Genomic DNA, 19,839 nt, shown 5'->3' with positions numbered 1-19,839 from the left:
ATACCCATCTTTTGGCGTTGGAAGTAGAAAAATCGAGTTTGGAACTCAAAAGTTGATATTCTAAACCAAAGCACTTGCGTTGTGAACCAAAGCACTTGTGTTGTGAACCAAGGCACTTGTGTTGTGAACCAAAGCACTTGCGTTGTGAACCAAGGCACTTGTGTTGTGAACCAAAGCACTTGCGTTGTGAACCAAAGCACTTGTGTTGTGAACCAAGGCACTTGTGTTGTGAACCAAGGCACTTGTGTTGTGAACCAAGGCACTTGTGTTGTGAATTAAAAAATTCTTTTACGAGAATAACCAATTACAAAAGACGCAAAAACTAAAAATGTCCCCGCGTCTCCCCATCCCCGCGTCCCCGCGTCTTCCTCATCTCCTCACTTCAACCCCAATTCCTCCTTCAACGCTTCTGGCACATTAACTGCTGTCTCTAATCCCCGCACACTTTCCCACTGCTGTTTTTGACCCCAGGTCATTTGTTCCATATTGGCGTCGCTGAGGTCAGCACCTCCGAGAATGGCGCTGCTGAGATTACTATGGCTGAGATTTGCACCATTGAGAAGCGCACCGCTGAGGTTACTACCGCTGAGGTTAGCACTATTGAGGTTGGCATAGCTGAGGTCTGTGCCGAAAAGTATGGCGTCGGTAAGGTCTGCCCCACTGAGGTCGGCGTCGTTGAGAATTACGCCACTGAGGTCGGCTTCGTTGAGAGTCACTCGACTCAGGTCTACGCCGCTGAGGTCAGCGCCTAAGAACATCGCACCGTCGAGTCTGGCGTTGTTGAGCTTGGCGCCATTGAGTTTGGCGTAACTGAGGTCGGCGGCGATGAGGATAGCGCCCTTGAGATTGGTACTGAAAAGAATTGTGTCGCTAAGGTTCGTACCGTTGAGGATGGCGTGACTCAAGTCAGCACCGCTGAGGTCGCCACGACAAAGGTCGGCATGGCTGAGGTTGGTGTTGCTGAGGTTGGCGTCACTCAAATTGGCACCGAAAAGAATGGCGTTGGTGAGGTCGGCATAGTTGAGGTTGGTACTGCTGAGGTCAGCGCGGCTGAGGTCGGCACGGCTGAGGTCGGCACGGCTGAGGTTAGCACTACTAAGGTCAGCGCGGCTAAGGTTAGCTTGGTTGAGATTTGCATCGCTGAGGTTGGCACCACTGAGGTTGGCGCTACTGAGGTCGGCACCGCTGAGGTTGGCACCGCTGAGGTTGGCACCGCTGAGGTTGGCATCACCAAAGTTAGCAGTGGTAAGGTTAGCACCGCTGAAGTTGACTCCTGTTAAGTTGGCATCGCCAAGGTAAGCACGGCTGAGGTTGGCGTTGCTAAAATCTACCCCTGTCAAGTTAGCATCACCGAGGTAAGCACCGATAAAGTTGCCGCTTTTGAGAAATTGCCCGATTATGCTGCTAAAGTTGCCAATTTCCAGGGCATCGCTATAGTTAATGATTCGCAGTAGTTGGGATGTAAAAAAATTGTCTGTGTCTGGTTGAGCAGATGGATAGAAAATAATTTTTAGTTTGAGTTGTTCTCGTTGTTGGGCGTAGTGGTGTAACTCTAGCAGTAAAATCAGTACGTTTAGCCCTGTATATATATCTACCTGTCTTAGCCCGATCGCAATATTTTTTGCTGCCAACTGTAACATTTTTTTCTGAGGTAGGTTATCCTCTGGTGTGGCATCAATAAACTCTCCCTGACACCAACGATGATAAAAATCTTCTAACCGCCAAAAAAGTACTTCTATGTTAATTTTTTTATCTGTAACCACGAATTCCATCAGTTCGTTGACTATTTCGGGTTTCAGCGCACCGTTACCTAGTAAATCGTAAATCTCTTCGTGCAGTTGGCGATCGCCCACTGCAAAACATAACCCAGTAGGTTGCCTACTCAATATCTTTTCGTCTATCTTAGAATTCCAAGTGTTCCCTGTGAATGTCCATTTTTCTAAACTTTTTTGCAGTTTTTCACACAATAAATATTCCGGCAAATTATCTTGAGCAAATTTAATGCTTTCATCTGGTTCTTTAATACTTTTTCTTAGAGGCAAAACTGCTTCGGTTTCCGCAGATGTGTTTTTTGACATCTCTTGCAACCTTGTACCTCTCACATAATTTGTCAGCAGCTTCCAGACTTGAGATAAATATGTTGACATTTCTGTGCCCGTTGATACATTTGATGTAATTGTTTTGATAATCCCGAACTAATTGCTAGTTTGGTTTACATGACTCCAACACTAGTATAAATATTTACTATATATGCTCGTAAATTGGTAATGGCATTGGTCAGAGACATTGGTAGAAGGCGCTTTGAGTTGGGAACTGATGCAGGTCATGTAAATAAATTGCCAGGTGAAAAATTATTTCCAAAATGCCATAGTTTTAGAGCGTTGGCGAATTCGTTATATTTTTTTCCCACGATATTTACTAGTCTGATGTAAAAATAATACTTACTCTTTGTGAGAGACGCAATTATTAGGAAAAATCCTACTGTAAAACAGCACAAAAAACCGGAAAAATGCGAATTAAAATTGAAGTCAAAGTTTCCTGCTTGATATAAAGCAGGTACTGAATCAACACAACATCGGCTGCGTAGCTTTGCAAAAGTTAAAACTTAACGAAAGATTGTTATTGGGGATGAATGCGATGACCAGATTAAGCTTTTATATGATTTTGTTACAAAGTTTGTTTTTAGGAATAGCAGCGACTAGCACCAAGTCATTGGCTGTTAATGGAGTTAATTCAGAGTTGTCTGCCAACCATCAGACAGTGTTAGTCACAGACAAAACTAAACAAAACTCTAATAACCCCTCCACCACAAAAACTTCTTCCACAAAAACCTCAACCTTATCACCAAAAGATATCAATACCCGTCCCCAACAGAGGCTAGCAGCAGGGCAAGTTTGGGTAGTGAATCAAAATAAACAGCTACAACCTCAATCATTTATGTGGGTAGTAAAAGACCCCAAAAAAGCAGCACAGCAACCATTTTTGCAAGTTGCCAAACCGCCAGAAAAACCGAATTCTAAACCGAATTCTAGTACTAAACCAGATCCAAAGGATGATTTAGAGGCGTTTGATGAAGTAGTGAAAGATACTGTCAAGCAGGGAGGATTATTCACGCTTTATCGGAATAAAGAAAAGAATAAAATTTATTTAGAAATTAAACCAGAACAACTCAATAAAAATTTTCTCGCTGCGGCGACATTGGAATCAGGCATTGGCGAACGAGGTATTTACAGCGGGATGCCTTTGCAAGATTTTTTGTTTTATTTCCGGCGAGTGGATAATAATTTACAATTTGTGATTCGCAATGTCAATTTCCGGACTCGTGAGGGAGATCCGCAAGTGCGATCGCTTGCCCGTTCTTTTAGTGACTCTGTTCTCTACAATATTTCTATTAAAAGTATTCATCCCCAACGCAAAACCATCCTCATCGACTTAGGTGATTTGTTACTCACAGACTTAGCGGGATTATCTTTAAGTTTAGGAGTCCCAGGAGCCACAGACCAATCATATTTTGGTAATTCTAAAGCTTTTCCCCAGAACATAGAAATTGAGTCAGTTTTAAATTTCTCCGGTGGTAGCGGTAAAGACAGTGAAGTGCCAAGCTTTGCGTCACTAGCTGATAACCGTGGTTTTACGTTACGCGTCCACTATAGCCTCTCTCAACTTCCTGAGAAGAATTATCGCCCCCGTATTGCTGACGATCGCATCGGCTATTTTATCACCGCCTACCAAGATTTATCCAAAGACGATCGCGGCGATTCTTTTGTCCGTTACATCAACCGCTGGGACTTGGAAAAACAAGACCCAAAAGCAGCAATTTCTCGTCCCAAAAAACCGATTGTCTTTTGGATTGATAACGCTGTGCCCTTAGAATACCGCGATGCGATCCAAGAAGGCATTCTAATGTGGAACAAAGCCTTTCTCAAAGCCGGATTCAAGGATGCCATTGAAGCCCGCCAAATGCCAGATGATGCTACTTGGGACCCAGCAGATATTCGTTACAACACGATTCGCTGGATTAACACTGTAGATGGATACTTCGCAATGGGGCCATCCCGCGTTAACCCCTTGACCGGAGAAATTTTAGATGCAGACATTCTTGTCGATGCTAGCTTTGTGCGGGCACTCAAGAATGAATATCGCAAAATTGTCCAACCCAACCAAGCACAAAATACACAAAAAAATACGACTACTTTATCGGCATTGATGCAAAATCGTTTACTTTGCGCCAATGGTTTAAATGCCAAAGAAAAGAATCCACCGGAAGCATCCCAAAGGTTTTTGAGTCATTTATCTAAAATGGCAGGCGAGTACGATTTGTGTTACGGGATGGAAGCAGCCAATCAGTTTGCCTTTGGTTCCCTGGCAATGTCATTGCTGCCAGATACCACACCCAATCAGACCCAGGTAAAAGAGTACATCAATCAATATTTGCGTTTAATCATCGCCCACGAAGTCGGACATACCCTTGGTTTACGCCATAATTTCCGTGGTAGTACCTTGCTACCACCAGAAGAGATGAATAATACGGAAATTACTAAAACTAAAGGTTTGACAACTTCCGTGATGGACTATATTCCCCCAAACATTGCCCCCCAAGGTACAAAACAGGGAGACTATTTTCCCAGTATGGTGGGGGTTTATGATGAATGGGCGATTAAGTACGGTTACATACCAATTGAAACATCAACTCCTGTAGCGGAAAAGTCAATTTTAGAGGAGATAGCTGCACAATCTTACAAACCTGAGTTGAGTTATTCCACCGATGAAGATGTGTATGACCTTGACCCGACTGCTGATGCGTGGGATAACAGCGGTAATGTGCTGCTTTATTCTCAATGGCAATTGAATAATTCCCGTGTGATGTGGGAACGTCTCGATAAACGTTTCCCAATGGATGGAGATAGTTACAGCGATGTCAGCGAACGTTTTAGTACAGTATTGGGTAACTATTTTCAGCAAATATACTACACCACAAAATATATCGGTGGGCAGTCCTTTTATCGCGTCCACCCCAACGAAATACCCTTGGGAGTTAGCCAACGGCGATTACCATTTGAACCGGTACCAGTTGACCAACAACGTCAGGCCTTAGAAACACTGCAAAAATATCTATTTGCCGAAGATGCCCTCAGCTTTTCACCACAACTACTGAATAAATTAGCACCTTCCCGTTGGCGGCATTGGGGTAGTTATCCCCAAGTTGGTCGTTTGGATTATCCAATTCACGATTTGGTGTTACTGTTGCAAGGTTCTGTGTTGCGGGATTTACTCTCAGGCGATCGCCTTTCTCGTCTCAAGGATATCGAACTCAAAACCAAGACAGAAAATGCACTGACACTTCCAGAGCTATTTGACACATTACAGTCAGGTATTTGGACGGAAGTCATCAAACCAAAAGGTAAACCAATGAAGATTGCCAGCTTGCGGCGAGGCTTGCAGCGTGAGTACTTAGACATATTAAGCAACATGGTGTTGCGAAAAGAATATGTTCCAGAAGATGCTCGGACTTTGGCGTGGTATAAACTCAAACAATTGGATGATAAACTCAAAGATGTTAATTCCGATGATGAATATACCAAAGCGCACATCCTAGAAACACGCGATCGCATTGAGAAAATCTTGAATGCGCCGTTGCAAGCAAATTAGAAAAGTAGAGACGCGATTCATCGCGTCTGTACAAGAGTTAGGAGTCAATAGTAAAATTCCTAACTCTTTTTGTTCGCTGAGTATTTTGGCAAAATATATATAGAATCTCCATACAAGCTGAAAAAAAAGTTTATGTCAGCTAGAGATAAATTTCACGATGTTGTGAAATCAGCATTACAAAAAGATGGGTGGCGAATTACTCACGATCCTTTGCTAATTCGCATAGAAAATATTGCTGATATGTATATTGATTTGGGGGCAGAGAAAATTATTGCAGCAGAAAGAGAAGGACAAAAAATAGCGGTTGAAGTTAAGAGTTTTATCGGTACTTCAACCATTTCTGAGTTTCATACAGCGGTGGGGCAATTTATTAATTATCGATATGCGTTAGAAGAAATAGGTTCTGAGCTAATTTTGTATTTAGCAGTGCCCTTAAACACTTATAACGATTTTTTAACTAAACCGTTTATTAAAACTATTATTCAGCGAAGTCAAATTAATCTGATAGTTTATGACGTGGAAAAGGAGGAAATTATCCGATGGCAGATTTAGAAAAATATCGGGAGTGTATTCGTAAATTAATTACAGAATATGCTCAACTTGACTCTTCTAATAATGAAATTGAAGTTCAAACAATTTTTGACGTGGAACAAGACCATTACCAACTGATATACATTGGTTGGCAAAATAAACGTCGGGTTTTTGGCCCAGTGATGCATTTTGATATTAAAAATGGCAAGATTTGGATTCAGTGGAATGGCACAGAAGAGGATGTAGGTGAGCAATTAGTGGCAATGGGAGTGCCAAAACACGATATTGTAGTTGGATTTCACCCGCCCTATGTGCGGCAGTATACAGATTATGCTGTGAGTTAAAAGCTGGCCAATCGTTCGCGCCAGTCAGCAAGGGCTGTTGCACACAAAACGCGTTCGGCAAGTCTGTTATCAGTCTCGATTGAGAGACCCAGACGTTCAGCGAGAGGAGCGATTGACTGATATGCTCTAGTAAATGGACTGGAGATTACTCGCTCGATGCCATTAAGAACGCTTGGTGCTGCTCACTTTACCGATTTAAATTTACAATTGAGGAGGGATAGATACACCCAGAAAAAAGCTAATGACATTCCAAAACTTGCAAAAACAAGCGCTACAATTATCGACTAGCGAACGTTGGCAATTAGTCCAAACTTTGCTGGAATCCTTGCAGCAAGAAACTCGTCAATCAAAAAATAAAGGTAACTTGTCCCGATTGCGGGGGATTGCAAAAGGTTCTGATGCATCAGGTAATGAAGATATTGCAGCAGAATATATTACCTATCTTACTGAAAAGTACCAGTAATGCGAGTTTTGATTGATACTAATATCGTTCTTGATTTTTTGCAGGAACGGGAGCCTTTTGTCGAGGATGCAGCAAGGCTATTCGAGAGGATTGATGCTGGTGAAGTTGAAGGATTTATTGCAGCAACAACAATAACTAATATATACTATATTGTTCGTAGAGCCGCAGGGATGAAAGTGGCTCAAGACGCAATCATTCAAGTTTTAACAGACTTACACATTTGTCCAGTTGAACGCACAATCTTAGAGCAGGCGATCGCATTAAATTTCCAAGATTTTGAGGATGCGGTGCAGTGTGCTTGCGGAATGGCGTATGGGGTTGATGCAATTATAACTCGTGATGCCTCTGGTTTTGTCAATGCTCCAATTCCAGTGATGTCACCTCAAGAATTAGAGAAGATATTAGCTAATGAATAAATGAATAAAACTTTTACTTTTCCCTTGTTCGGTGAGACAGCAGGGAAAGAATTAACTATCCCTGCATATCTTTTTTCTCCTAACTACTCAACGCCTTTAAAAACCGTTGTAAACTCTTAAACACATTCGGCTTTCTTCCTGGTACAGCGTTGGTTGTTGTTTGGGATTGTCCCTTCATCAGGATGAGATCCAACTCATCACCTGATGGTTTTGTGGGTAATTCGGCAATTAATTGATATTCACCACCATTTTCTACCCAAATTTCCCACTGTCCTGGGTAGCGGCGATATAAGGCAGTTTGATCGTCTATCGGCCGCAGGTAATAGGCGGATTCAATGGTATTGATGAAGCGATCGCGGATTTTTCTAGCTGCGTAACCAATGCCCACAGTTCCCGAATCTTCAAGGCGGGGATTTAAAAATAGTAAAGGGCGATCGCCAATTGCTTCACATAATTTTTCTAACTGCGGTACTTCCACGGAAGTGGGGGAGATGAATAAGAAAATTTCATCCTCTGGCTGGATTTTGGTTTGCAACGAAGCAGCCCTCCCCGTCCCGATATCCGAAATTTGAAATGGTGCATCAGCCCAATCGCGGCGGGCTAAGGCCGCAGCCCCAGCATCTGCAAAGAAAATTTTCAAGCGAGAATCGTATTCAGCAAACAACGGCACAAATTGTTCCGCCACAGGCATGAGTTTAAGTTCTGGGAACAGGAACTCAACTTGTAGGCGATTACAGCCATCGGCAAGGGCGGCTTGGACAGCGGTTTGAGATTGGGCGATCGCATCTTCAAGACTATTGGGAAGTTCACTCATGGTTTATTATGTTGGCTTAGCATTACTTCTATTGTTCCAGCATTGGCTGTGATTTTCCTGAACACCACTACAAAACCAATAGGCAAGGCTGAAACCCTAGCAGTTTTAACAAGGAATCCGATCCTGAGGAAATGATGAACGAATCACAAGCTACTAAACCCAGTTTTCTAATAACAACGTAGGAATACGAGAGAACTCTCTAATATTATTGGTGACAAGAGTAACTCCTAAACTTAACGCATGAGCAGCAATGAGCATATCCATTGCGCCAATAATCAGCCCTCTGGTTTCTAAATCGCTTCTGATACTGCCGTAAATTGTTGCAGATGCTTGATTAAATTCAACGATTTCTAGAGGTAGGAGAAATTGCAGTAGTGCAGTGCGGTTTTTTTGTTGTTGTTGGCTTTTAGCAACTCCATATTCAAGTTCGGCAACGGTGATCGAAGAGATACATACATCAGAAATGCTAAGAGTTTGAAATTTTTCTAGTACTTTTTGGGGTTTTTGCTTGATGAGGTAAATGCAGATGTTGGTATCAAGCAGGTATCGCATTTAGAAGTCCTCTCTGGTGTCGAGGAGTGGCTGATCTCTGGTAGCCATGAAGTCATCAGAGAAATTGTCTAGACTATCGATGAGGGATTGCCAGGGGTTATCTTTGGCAATGAGGACAATGGCGTTACCAATTTTTTTAATATAGACTTCAGTGCCAGTGAGTTGAAAGTCTTCGGGCAAAATAACGATTTGGTGAGTGCCATCAGTGGTGAGTTTAGCAGTGTTCATGGTGTAGTTGTTTTAAATAAACGGGAAAGTTCATAGTAGTAAATACAAAAGTGCTTCATATCCCGATTGAAGAAGTGCGATCAACGTTTAACCAAAGATAAATCCGGTGTCAGCCTCTCTAAAACTTGCTTCACTACCATCGCTGTCCAATCTATATCGGCTTCGGTGGTATCGCGCCCCAATGTGATGCGAATTCCGCCCAAAGCTGCTTTTTCGGAATATCCCATTGCTAGCAATATCGGACTTGGGCTGAGTTTACCACTGTGACAAGCAGCACCGGCACTGATACCGATACCTGCAAGATTTAGCTGTTTTACTAAGGTTTTACCTGTGAGTTTTTCACCATCGGCATTTTCTAAGCACATACTCACATGGTGAGGCAAGCGATGATATGGGTGGCCTGTAGGAATTAAACCAGGAATTTCAGCTAATTGTGCAAAGGCGCGATCGCGTAACTGAATCAACCGTGGTGTTTCTATAGCCAATTCCTGTGCTGCTAATTCAGCCGCTACACCAAACCCAGCAATTATCGGTACTGCTTGCGTACCAGAACGCAGCCCCATTTCTTGCCCGCCACCACCTAGTAAAGGCATCAATTCCACACCAGGACGCACATACAGCGCCCCTACACCTTGGGGGCCATAAATTTTATGGCTGGCGAGGCTAAGTAAGTCTACGGGGAGTTGTTGTACATCTATGGCTAAGCGTCCCGCAGCTTGTACTGCATCTGTATGAAACAAAGCACCATGCGATCGCGCAATTTTTCCTAATTCTGCAATTGGTTGTACAGTCCCAACTTCACTTTGACCGTAAATTATGGAAACCAACGCTGTATTATGTCGCAACGCCGCCTTTAAATCCAAAGGATTAACTCTGCCTTTGCTATCTACATCTAAGCGCGTAACTTCCCAACCCCATATTTCTAACAACCGCGCTGTCTCGGAAATTGCGGAATGTTCGACGCTGGAGATAATTATATGTCGAGGAACAGTATACAACCGAGCTACGCCCATAATTGCTAGATTATTGGCCTCAGTACCCCCAGATGTAAAAACAATCGATTCCGGGGTAGCGGCGTTTATTAAGAGAGCAACTTGGACTCTGGCTTCTTCCACAACCGTTGCAGCCCGTTTTCCCCATTCATGTAAGCTGGAAGGATTGCCCCACTGTTGAGTGAGGACTGTTTGCATAAGTGCGATCGCTTCTTTGCGAGTGGGAGTAGTCGCGCTGTAATCTAGATAAATTTGCATATAACCGATAATGGAGAGAACACACGCTGGTAATAGACTGCTGATTTTTTTAGCACGTATAATTTAAGTGCACAAATTTGACAAAATTTCTGTAATTTTGCATGTATGAGTGGGTTTTTCTTGCCTGGGAAAGGTATTTTTTTACTTCATCCGATCACTCTAAATTTTGGGAATGATAAATATGTCCCCTCTCAATCCACTTTTAACAGATTACAGTGCAATTTTTATCTAGACAAAGGTTTTTTTTATATATCTTTTTACTGATCTTTCCCCTTGCTGCTTGTCAACGAGTCCAGTCATCCAATAAACTTCTAGCAGCTTTACCACAAGATCCGTTAGTTCAAGTTTACTTTAATCATTCTCAATCTTCGGAATACAAAGAACCTTACCGCCAGCAAACTCGTTTGGGAGATGACTTAGAAAAACAGATTGTTGATACTATTTCTCAAGCTAAATCAACAATAGATGTGGCAGTGCAAGAATTACGTTTACCTAAAGTTGCCCAAGCACTCGTTGATAGGCAAAAAGCTGGAGTAAAAGTCAGGTTAATTTTAGAAAATACCTATAGCCGACCTTGGAGTAGTTTTACACCTCAAGAAGTAGGTAAATTAGATAAAAGAGAGCGAGAACGCTATCAAGAATTTCGCCAATTTATCGATATTAACCACGATAATCAACTAACTCCCGCAGAAATAAATCAAAGAGATGCTTTGATAATTTTGCAAAATGCGAAAACTTCCTGGCTAGACGACCGAGCAGATGGTTCAGCAGGTAGTAGTTTGATGCACCATAAGTTTGTAATTATAGATAATCGCATTGTAATTATTACTTCGGCTAATTTCACATTAAGTGATACCTTTGGTGATTATCCAAATCCTAGTACTTTAGGTAATGCCAATAATTTATTGCAAATTGACAGCCCAGAATTAGCATCTTTATTTACAGAAGAGTTTAATATTATGTGGGGCGATGGTCCAGGGGGTAAGCTAGATAGCCGATTTGGTCTACAAAAACCATCGCGTTTACCTCAACAAATCACCTTAAATAAAACCAAAATTACTGTACAGTTTTCGCCTACTTCTCCTACTCAACCTTGGGCTAATAGTAGTAATGGTTTAATTGGCAAAACTTTAGATTCAGCAACAGGATCTGTTGATTTGGCTTTATTCGTCTTTTCCGAACAGCGTCTTGCTAATATTTTAGAAAATCGACATCAACAAAATGTCCAAATTCGCGCTTTAATTGAACCACAATTTGCCTATCGTCCTTATAGTGAAGCATTAGATATGATGGGAATTGCTCTGAGTAATAAATGTAAATATGAAGTTGACAATCACCCTTGGCAAAACCCAATTACCACTGTAGGCGTACCTACATTACCTAAAGGCGATTTACTACATCATAAATTTGCTGTTATTGATAACCAAACAGTAATTACAGGTTCTCATAATTGGTCTGATGCAGCCAATAATGGTAACGACGAGACACTTGTTGTCATTGAAAGCCCGATAGTGGCTGCTCATTATGTACGAGAGTTTGCTCGTCTTTATGCCAAAGTTAAACCTGGCTTACCACCAGCAATTCAACAGAAAATTAAAGTCGAGCAAACAAAATGTCCTCAGATAAAAACGTCTTCCTAAAATCAAGCCATTGTGAAAATAGCAACCTTGAAAACCCTGACTTATTAAAGAAGCCAGGGTTCTGTTTCTTCAGAAAATTCAGTTTATATGAAAAATTTTCAGGGAATTCTCACATGAAATTAATTTAACTTAGATGAATTACATATAAATTATAATTAGGGAGGCTCTAAAGATTGAGAAAAAATAAAAATTACAACTTTTTGGCAATACTTACTTTTGATATAGGACTCATATTTGATTTATGAAAAAACTCGGTACACCTTAATTTCCGAAAATCTTATTGCCTGTTGCCTTTTGCCTCTTGCTTACCCACATATATAATTTCAGAAATCAAACCTGATTCCTATAATTTAGCCATATAGCAGAAATAATTTAAAATCAGCTATTCACTATAAAATCTCACAACTAATAATTAAAACTTAATATACCCTACTCCCAACTCACTTTTTCAAAATATTAAAGCAGTGAAGCAAATAAAAAAAAATTGGCAAAATCTAGACCTATTTTCATTACAGCTACGCTTAACAATTGGTATTGGTGGCTTTTCGGCTTTAGTATTAGGCAGTCTTGCTACATGGACGAGTTGGAAAACCCAGGAAATTTTAATTGATAATCATAAACATAATATAGAACAAATAGCTAAACGTTTGCCGCGAGATGTACAAATTTATAGTGAAATGATGCAGCCTGAAACGGGTTTACAAAAAGCTATTAATAATTTGGGAAATAACAATACATTATTATGGGTAAAAAATTCGGAAAATAAAATTTTGGTACAATCTAAGGCTTTAACTTTGTTATCTAATTCTCTGGTATCTGAGTTAATGTCTTTAACTAAAATGCCGATTAAACCAGAAATTTATCAAATTAATCAAAACTATTTTATTTTATGCGGTAGTTCTATAGAAGTCCAGGGTAAGTTTCTTGGTAACTTATTTGTAGTTAAAGATATTACCCGCGAACAGAGAATATTGCTCGGAATGATACAGAGTTTAGTGATGATTAGTGTGTTAGCAATTATTATTTTAACAGTTGCGATCGCCATTTATATCAAGCATTCCCTAGAACCTCTACGTCAGCTAAATCAAATGGCTGCTGTGATTTCCGCAGAAGATTTAGGACAACCACAGTTATATCTTGATAATGCACCTAGCGAAGTCAAAGAATTAGCCCAAACTTTAACCATGTTGTTATCGCGTCTTTCGCAATCGTGGGAGCAAGAAAAAGAATTTGTCAGTAATGTTTCTCACGAATTACGTACACCTTTGACCATCGTACATGGTTACTTACAAAGCGTTTTACGGCGGCAAAATAACTTGACTCAAACCCAACAAGAAGCTTTAGAAACTGCGGCATCGGAAGCCGAACGTACTATTCGCCTGCTACAAGATTTACTAGATTTAGCACGAGCAGATAGCGGTTACTTGCATTTTCAAATGAAATCTTATATTTTAAATGACTTAGTTGAAGAAATTGTAGTGATGGCAGAAAAATATAGCGATCGCCAAATTCATATTGAGTCCACAATTTATCCAATTGAAGCGAAAGTAGACTACAGCCGTCTTAAGCAAGTACTACTTAATTTAATTGATAATGCTGTGAAATATTCTGAAGCTGGTACACCTGTAATTTTTAAATTAGACCAACTTACAGACAAAGTAATTATTCAAGTTTGCGATAATGGTTATGGAATTCCTTTACAACATCAAGCACGTATTTTTGAAAGGTTTTACCGCGTAGATGAATCTCGCTCTCATACAACTGGAGGTTCTGGTTTAGGCTTATCAATTGTCAAGACACTTGTAGAAGGTATGGGTGGCAATGTGAGCGTACAATCGAAATTAGGAGAAGGAAGTATTTTTACAATTACTTTACCAATATAATTAAATATAATTCAGAATTCAGAATTTTGAATACATATATTTAAAGTGCAGATTTTGTTAGCAAAATCCGCACTTTTATATATAGAACAGCGTGGAAGTTAATAATGAACATCTTTTCAAATCAAGGGCCAGATATAAACTAAATTTTACCTCTGGCTCCTAACTCCTGAATTCTGACTCCTGAATTCTAACCTTTATCTGGAATATCAATTCTGGCTGTTCCAATAGGAATATCTCCATTTAAACCAACTCTTTTTGCAGTTACTCCATAGAGTAAGATTTTTTCAATTGGAACTCTTCTTTGTACCCCAATAAATTGTACTTCCACAGAACCACCAGAATTTACAGGTTGGTCAAAGGTGATTGACACACGTTCTTTACTAGTCTCTGTTTTAGCTGCAATTTCTTGACCAGATTGGTCTACAATCCTAACTTTATTAAAGCTTTCCATCTGACTTGGTAAGGAAATCATCAAGTCTTGTATAGACATCCCGACTACTGCTACTCTAATAAAATGAGTATCATTTCTGACACCAGAGTTAGTAATATGTGGAACATTTACACTCAAAGCTATTTGAGATACTGTATGTGTATCAGAATTTGACTGCTGATACTTTACAGGTGTAGCTACAGCCGCAGCAGATGTAGTGAGTATTAAAGCAGATAAACTACCAAAAATTAAACCTTTCACCATCGAATCCTCGCTTTTGCAGGAACTAAACTTGTAATGAATAGATTGCGGCATCACTATGAGTTCTAGCTGATGCATAAATTAAAGTATTCTGAGATTTAAAGGTTAATTTTCTGAGAAAAGGATTTTCCTTTAGATGGCATAAAAAAGCTTGTAAGATAAAGCTTTACAGTTTTTTAAGCAAAAATTATAACTTTATTCAGCAAAAACTCATTTTTCTTACTCCCATATATACTAGAGTGCGAACTACATATCAATAATTCATTATCTATTTCTGCAATTAAAACAAAAAGTTAATTTATATCAATTAATCAATGGATAATTAATTATGCACTATACTCTTACCAACTAAATTTTCATCAAACAGCCAGCAAATTTAAAGTATTAATCTTAACCTTAACTTGGAAAGAGTTATTAACGCAGTTAAAACGAATAAAACAGGAGCAGTTTTGCAAAACTGAGCTAGTAAATTCCTTATAATTCTGAGTATGCTTTATACATATCTGCAAACAAGGTGGCAATGTAATTATTACTTAGCAAATTCTTGACAATAATTTCTGGAAATAGTAAAACATTATCCGAATTTGATACTAAATCACAGATAGGTTAGCCCAGCACATTTATTTTGAAATTAACTATTTTAGGAGTAAAAAATGGTAGCACATATCCTTTTAGTTGAAGATGAAATCAAACTAGCGCGATTTGTGGAATTAGAACTTAGTAGTGAAGGATACAAAGTTAGCATAGCTCATGATGGCATTACTGGATTGACTTTGGCGCGGGAGTCAGCACCAGATTTAGCCGTTCTGGATTGGATGTTACCAGGACTCTCAGGTTTAGAAATTTGCCGTCGTTTGCGAACCACAGGTAACTCAGTACCAGTGATTTTGTTGACAGCAAAAGATGAAGTTAGCGATCGCGTCGCCGGATTAGATGCAGGAGCCGATGATTATGTAGTCAAACCCTTCAGCATAGAAGAACTATTAGCAAGAATCCGCGCTCATTTACGCCGCACTCAAGAAACAGACGAAGACTTATTACAATTTGAAGACTTAAGCTTAAATCGCCGCACTCGTCAAGTATTTCGCGCTAAAAGAAGCATTGAGTTAACAGCAAAAGAGTTTGATTTATTAGAATATTTGCTTTCACATCCCCGCCAAGTATTTACCAGAGACCAAATTCTGGAAAAAGTTTGGGGTTACGACTTCATGGGTGATTCCAATATTATCGAAGTCTATATTCGTTATCTACGCCTGAAATTAGAAGAAAATAAAGAAAAACGCCTAATTCACACAGTGCGCGGTGTAGGTTACGCACTGCGCGAGTAAGTAGGAGGCAGGAGGCAGGAGGCAGGGGGTAGCAATGTCGCCGTGTCTCCCACATTACTGATGAATCTCACCATCAGGCATGATTGCTCCAGCTAGGTTAGCACCAATTAGTTTAACCAGAAGCCTTTCACCAGAGCGAATCCGCGCTCCGGTTAAATCGGCTCCACGTAAATCGGCTCCACTAAGATCCGCACCAATTAAATTAGCAGCACGTAAATTTGCCTCCCTGAGATCCGCTAAAAGTAGATTTGCTCGAAATAAATTAGCTTCAGATAAATTCGCTCCTCTGAGGTTAACTTTGTGCATAAAAGTATCGCTGAGATTAGCACCACTCAAGTTAGCATAACTGAGATTTCTGCCAGATAAGTCTTTATTGCTCAAATTTGCTCGACTATAGTCTTTACCACTCAAATCTGGATTCTGCTTCGGTGGTGGCTGGCTTGTTTGAGATGGTGTTTCATAGTGAAACGGCGATGACGATGGCTTATGTGTGGTTTGATGTTTGGTTTTGACAGAACGCAATTTTTCACGAGCTTCATTTATCGCTTTGAGCTTGTCCTGTGCTTTTTGCTGTAAGCGGAGATTTTCCTTCGGAATGCGATCGGGATGCCAAACAAAGACCAAATCTTTATAAGCCTGGTTCACTTCCTCAAGCGTTGCCCCAGGCTCTAATTCCAAAATTCTATAGTACCGCTCCAGATCGCTCATACGCCATTTTGGTGGACAATCAACTTAATTATGAGTGATACAGCGGTCTATCGGCTGCATCTTTTATTATTTGGGCATCGGGAAGTGAGGAGTGAGGAGTTAGGAGTGAGGAGTTAAGAGTTTTTTCTTCCCATCTCCCCTGCCCCCCTGCTCCTCTGCTCCTCCGTTCCCTACCTCCCCATCTCCCCATTTCTCCATCGAGCGATCGCTCTTAAATATGCTGCAACTGGAATTTGATAAACTTCAATAAAAATCCAAACAATAATTGATAAGTGTGACAAAAAAGTTAATATTGTCCAAATATATGGCATCCAGGTAATCGGCTCATTGATATTAGGAGGAAAATAATAAGCTACTATGCCAATGAGAGTAGTAGGAAGGACTACAAAAGCAATCGCAGCTAGCCCATAACCCCAACCTAACTCCACGCCTTCTAACTGGGCTTCTGTCCAACTAAACCCATTCCAACGCCAAATCAAGGGTGGTTGCCTAGAAGGCATCTTGATTTGCTCTAGTTCTAGGTTCACCGTAAAAATCTCTTGGCAAAAGTCACAAGCCATAGCTTCCATCAATGGCATATGAGAAATCTTACCTATCCGACAGACTGGGCAGGGGTAAACTCCATGATAGTCAAAAGATTTGGCTAAGATTTTAGGGCTGGGCATAATGAAACTGTTGATTCTAAAAAGTTGATCTGCTGAATAAGGACTTGGGTAAGAATGATATATGGCATTTCTCAATTGTCTGTAATCAGCTTTCGCAAGGTAAAAACAGAAGTCAGGAAAATTAGATGTTTTGATTTTGGAATTCTAGCTTTTGGAATTTTTGAATGACTATCCCGTGGCTGTAACTTGTCTTTGATTTCTAGAATTTGGCTGTATTTCTTCATCTGAACTTTTAAATTTTTTCCCATTGGTTTTTGATTATTTATACTATTTATTGAGTTATGACATACCAATATTTGTAAAGTGATAACTGTAACAACGTCTAATCACAAGCCGCTTTCTTCTAGGCAAACAAGCAAGGAGAACTTCATGACACAAATTCTGAGAAATTGAGGGTAAGAAAGCTTAGAATTTAAGCATTTGAATTCAAAGACAAATCTGAAACTTGTTTAAGGTAGGATGCGCCACCTTCAAGCCTAAACGCGCAAAGGACGACTTGCCGTAGGCTTCAGAACAGAGCGTGATGAATGAATTTTGGGGACTCCTCTACAAAAAGCAAGCTACGCCCAGCATCTCGTGGAGAAATGCTATAGTCTTGATTCCCCCAGTTGTACTGAGTCTATCGCTTTTTTAGCTGTTGTGGGGGTCTTGACACCACTAATCCTTCCTGTTAATGTTACTATACATAGGTTTATCTAGTTTCGTTAAATTTTTCAGCTAAAGCGCCTCGCAAATGTTTAACACAAATTCCTACTTTTATTTTTGGTTTAGGGTGGTTCACCGGGAGTGAATATAGTTTCCACATGGAAACCACCCGGTGAACCGCAGAGCGAACTCTGCGGTTTTTGTCTTTTAAGGAGAATTTCATTGTGACGACTTATTTCAGTAGTTGGTTTTACGGCTTTTACTTTTGGCCCAGAGTCAGTTCCGGGTAAATAGCGTTATGCCGATAAACCACAACGCGCCCGGAACTGCTCAAAGGTTCCGGGTTTTTTTTGAATGGGGACTGGGGACTAGGAACTGGGGACTGGGGAATGAATAATCAGTAGACTTCTTGCATAAATAATTTTTTGTCTCACGCAAAGACGCAAAGACGCAAAGAAGAAGTCGAAAATAAGGACTTTTGCAAGAGGTCTAGTAAACTTTCAATCCCCAATCCCCAATCCCCAATCCCCAATCCCCAATCCCCAATCCCCAGTACCCAATCCCGAATAATTTTTTAGGAGAATTAAACCATGATTAACGCTAAACTTGCTGCACAATCTCACCCCAACCATCAGACAATCGTTAAACTTTCAGAAAAGGTCGCTTTCGGCGGTGAAGAATTGGTAATTATCGGCGGCCCCTGTACCGTCGAAAGCTGGGAACAAATGGAGACAGTAGCGCAAAAACTAGCTACTGCATCGGTACAAGCCTTGCGTGGTGGTGTCTACAAACCTCGGACATCTCCCTACGCTTTCCAAGGTATGGGCGAGTCAGGATTGGAAATTTTGGCGAGGGTGCGATCGCAGTACAATATGCCAGTTGTCACCGAGGTGATGTCAATTTCCCAAATTGAAGCAGTGGCCACCCACGCTGATATGCTTCAAGTTGGTAGCCGCAATATGCAAAACTTCGATTTGCTCAAAGCTTTAGGACAAGCTGGTAAGCCAATACTACTCAAACGTGGTTTAGCAGCGACAATTGAAGAATTCGTCATGGCAGCTGAATATATTCTCAGCCACGGAAATCCTGATGTGGTGTTGTGCGAAAGGGGTATCCGCAGCTTCGATGATTACACCCGCAACGTCCTAGATTTAGGCGCAGTTGCAGCACTCAAACAAATTACTCACCTGCCTGTGATTGTAGATCCTTCCCATGCCGTAGGTAAACGGGAATTGGTAGCACCTGTAGCTAGAGCTGCGATCGCTTGTGGCGCAGATGGGTTAATAATTGAGTGTCACCCAGAACCAGAAAAATCAGTTTCTGATGCCCGTCAAGCACTTTCTTTAGAAGATATGGTGGATTTAGTTAATAGTTTAAAGCTGGTAGCAACAGCCGTTGGGCGCAGCATATCACAAACAAAAGGGGTGGGTTCTAAACCTGCCCCTTTTGTTTGCGCTGCTTGAATAAAATCATAGTGGGGAATAGGGAACAGGCAATAGGCAACAGCTTTAAAAGTCTCTTTTTGTCAGGGTTTTAAGAAAAAAACCTTTGCCTTTAACCTTTTTCCTTTCCCCCAAGAGTGCAAAACTATTTTTGCAAGAGGCTATTTAAAGAAGCCCAGTAATTCCGTAGTAGATACAAGCACCAGCACCAATAATCCAGTGCTGAAATGGTTGCGAAGTTAAAGTATTGAGTTTATAACGATTCCCAGTTAAGTGAGGTACAGAATTAATGTTTTTAAACGCAGAGGAGCGCAGAGTCAAGCGCAGAGGTACGCAGAGGTTTAGCTAATAAGATAAGCAATGTACTAAGTACCTCAGCAGATTCGGAAACGCTATAGCCCTCTTCTGTCACTTTCCGAGTATTCTTAATAAAAGGATTAAAAGAAAAAACTCTGGAAGGTAAGCAGGGCATGGATGTAGAATTACAAATCCTGAAACATTTGGCTAGAGACGCCCACCCAACAGTTGCGATCGTAGATGAATATTGTGCAGAGTATAAAGAGTTATTTAAAGAAGTAAGGAATTATGAG

Annotated in this window: 18 protein-coding genes; 9 read left to right on the top strand and 9 right to left on the bottom strand. The window is 40.6% G+C overall.

The window, feature by feature from the left end; genetic code table 11:
- Window positions 1–377 precede the first annotated feature (377 nt).
- The gene (locus H6H03_RS35050) at window positions 378–2,147 is read right to left on the bottom strand and encodes a pentapeptide repeat-containing protein (protein WP_190959622.1); all 1,770 of its coding nucleotides are present in this window, start codon (window positions 2,145–2,147) and stop codon (window positions 378–380) included.
- Between the two features lie 490 nt (window positions 2,148–2,637).
- On the opposite strand from H6H03_RS35050, the gene H6H03_RS35045 reads away from it, so the two are divergent.
- The 3 genes from H6H03_RS35045 to H6H03_RS35035 all read left to right on the top strand — a co-directional run bounded on the left by H6H03_RS35045 (window position 2,638) and on the right by H6H03_RS35035 (window position 6,524).
- A complete protein-coding gene (locus tag H6H03_RS35045) occupies window positions 2,638–5,649 on the top strand; it encodes a zinc-dependent metalloprotease (protein ID WP_190959621.1) in 3,012 nt (1,003 codons plus the stop codon).
- 132 nt (window positions 5,650–5,781) lie between these two features.
- Window positions 5,782–6,201, top strand: coding sequence for a XisH family protein (locus tag H6H03_RS35040; RefSeq protein WP_190959620.1), 420 nt, complete (start codon window positions 5,782–5,784; stop codon window positions 6,199–6,201).
- Window positions 6,189–6,524, top strand: a complete 336-nt coding sequence (locus H6H03_RS35035; RefSeq protein WP_190959619.1) for a XisI protein — start codon at window positions 6,189–6,191, stop codon at window positions 6,522–6,524. Before H6H03_RS35040 ends, H6H03_RS35035 begins: the two co-directional genes overlap by 13 nt.
- Here H6H03_RS35035 and H6H03_RS35030 read toward each other — a convergent pair.
- Window positions 6,521–6,682: a histidine phosphatase family protein gene (locus tag H6H03_RS35030; protein ID WP_190959634.1), complete on the bottom strand. Its 162-nt coding sequence runs from the start codon at window positions 6,680–6,682 to the stop codon at window positions 6,521–6,523. The two genes, H6H03_RS35035 and H6H03_RS35030, sit on opposite strands and share 4 nt — an antisense overlap.
- A gap of 83 nt (window positions 6,683–6,765) precedes the next feature.
- Here H6H03_RS35030 and H6H03_RS35025 point away from each other — a divergent pair, with 83 nt between their 5' ends.
- Window positions 6,766–6,987 (top strand): hypothetical protein, encoded by a 222-nt coding sequence (locus tag H6H03_RS35025; protein WP_190959618.1) that lies wholly within the window; start codon window positions 6,766–6,768, stop codon window positions 6,985–6,987.
- Window positions 6,987–7,403, top strand: coding sequence for a type II toxin-antitoxin system VapC family toxin (locus H6H03_RS35020; RefSeq protein WP_190959617.1), 417 nt, complete (start codon window positions 6,987–6,989; stop codon window positions 7,401–7,403). The genes H6H03_RS35025 and H6H03_RS35020 overlap by 1 nt, the downstream gene beginning before the upstream one ends.
- 79 nt (window positions 7,404–7,482) lie before the next feature.
- Here H6H03_RS35020 and H6H03_RS35015 read toward each other — a convergent pair whose 3' ends face one another.
- From H6H03_RS35015 to H6H03_RS35000, 4 genes are all read right to left on the bottom strand, one after another.
- Complete coding sequence (locus tag H6H03_RS35015) at window positions 7,483–8,217, bottom strand: DUF1995 family protein (protein ID WP_190959616.1); 735 nt, start codon at window positions 8,215–8,217, stop codon at window positions 7,483–7,485.
- A 153-nt stretch (window positions 8,218–8,370) separates the two neighbouring features.
- On the bottom strand, window positions 8,371–8,769 hold the full coding sequence (vapC, locus tag H6H03_RS35010) for a type II toxin-antitoxin system tRNA(fMet)-specific endonuclease VapC (RefSeq protein WP_190959615.1): 399 nt from the start codon (window positions 8,767–8,769) through the stop codon (window positions 8,371–8,373).
- Window positions 8,770–8,997, bottom strand: coding sequence for an antitoxin (locus H6H03_RS35005; RefSeq protein WP_190959614.1), 228 nt, complete (start codon window positions 8,995–8,997; stop codon window positions 8,770–8,772). It abuts the gene before it with no gap.
- An 80-nt stretch (window positions 8,998–9,077) separates the two neighbouring features.
- Entirely contained in the window at window positions 9,078–10,247 is a 1,170-nt protein-coding gene (locus tag H6H03_RS35000; RefSeq protein ID WP_190959613.1) for a cysteine desulfurase family protein, read from the bottom strand.
- A gap of 215 nt (window positions 10,248–10,462) precedes the next feature.
- Between H6H03_RS35000 and H6H03_RS34995 the strand changes: the two genes are divergently transcribed.
- On the top strand, window positions 10,463–11,887 hold the full coding sequence (locus H6H03_RS34995; RefSeq protein ID WP_313932004.1) for a phospholipase D-like domain-containing protein: 1,425 nt from the start codon (window positions 10,463–10,465) through the stop codon (window positions 11,885–11,887).
- 464 nt (window positions 11,888–12,351) lie between these two features.
- A complete protein-coding gene (locus H6H03_RS34990; protein WP_190959612.1) occupies window positions 12,352–13,770 on the top strand; it encodes a sensor histidine kinase in 1,419 nt (472 codons plus the stop codon).
- 187 nt (window positions 13,771–13,957) lie between these two features.
- Here H6H03_RS34990 and H6H03_RS34985 read toward each other — a convergent pair whose 3' ends face one another.
- Window positions 13,958–14,464 carry a DUF2808 domain-containing protein gene (locus H6H03_RS34985; protein WP_199339195.1) on the bottom strand — a complete coding sequence of 169 codons (507 nt, stop codon included), beginning with the start codon at window positions 14,462–14,464 and terminating at the stop codon, window positions 13,958–13,960.
- A 650-nt stretch (window positions 14,465–15,114) separates the two neighbouring features.
- Between H6H03_RS34985 and H6H03_RS34980 the strand changes: the two genes are divergently transcribed.
- Window positions 15,115–15,789: a response regulator transcription factor gene (locus H6H03_RS34980; RefSeq protein WP_190959611.1), complete on the top strand. Its 675-nt coding sequence runs from the start codon at window positions 15,115–15,117 to the stop codon at window positions 15,787–15,789.
- A 54-nt stretch (window positions 15,790–15,843) separates the two neighbouring features.
- Here H6H03_RS34980 and H6H03_RS34975 read toward each other — a convergent pair whose 3' ends face one another.
- On the bottom strand, window positions 15,844–16,497 hold the full coding sequence (locus H6H03_RS34975; RefSeq protein WP_190959610.1) for a pentapeptide repeat-containing protein: 654 nt from the start codon (window positions 16,495–16,497) through the stop codon (window positions 15,844–15,846).
- 170 nt (window positions 16,498–16,667) lie between these two features.
- On the bottom strand, window positions 16,668–17,162 hold the full coding sequence (locus H6H03_RS34970; protein ID WP_190959609.1) for a hypothetical protein: 495 nt from the start codon (window positions 17,160–17,162) through the stop codon (window positions 16,668–16,670).
- A gap of 1,235 nt (window positions 17,163–18,397) precedes the next feature.
- Here H6H03_RS34970 and aroF point away from each other — a divergent pair.
- Entirely contained in the window at window positions 18,398–19,270 is an 873-nt protein-coding gene (aroF, locus tag H6H03_RS34965) for a 3-deoxy-7-phosphoheptulonate synthase (RefSeq protein WP_190959608.1), read from the top strand.
- Window positions 19,271–19,839: the final 569 nt, after the last annotated feature.

The organism is Nostoc paludosum FACHB-159 (assembly GCF_014698835.1).
Taxonomy (GTDB): Bacteria; Cyanobacteriota; Cyanobacteriia; order Cyanobacteriales; family Nostocaceae; genus Nostoc; species Nostoc paludosum.
Note: the sequence above shows the minus strand (reverse complement) of the source record. Positions and strands in the feature narration are given on the sequence as shown.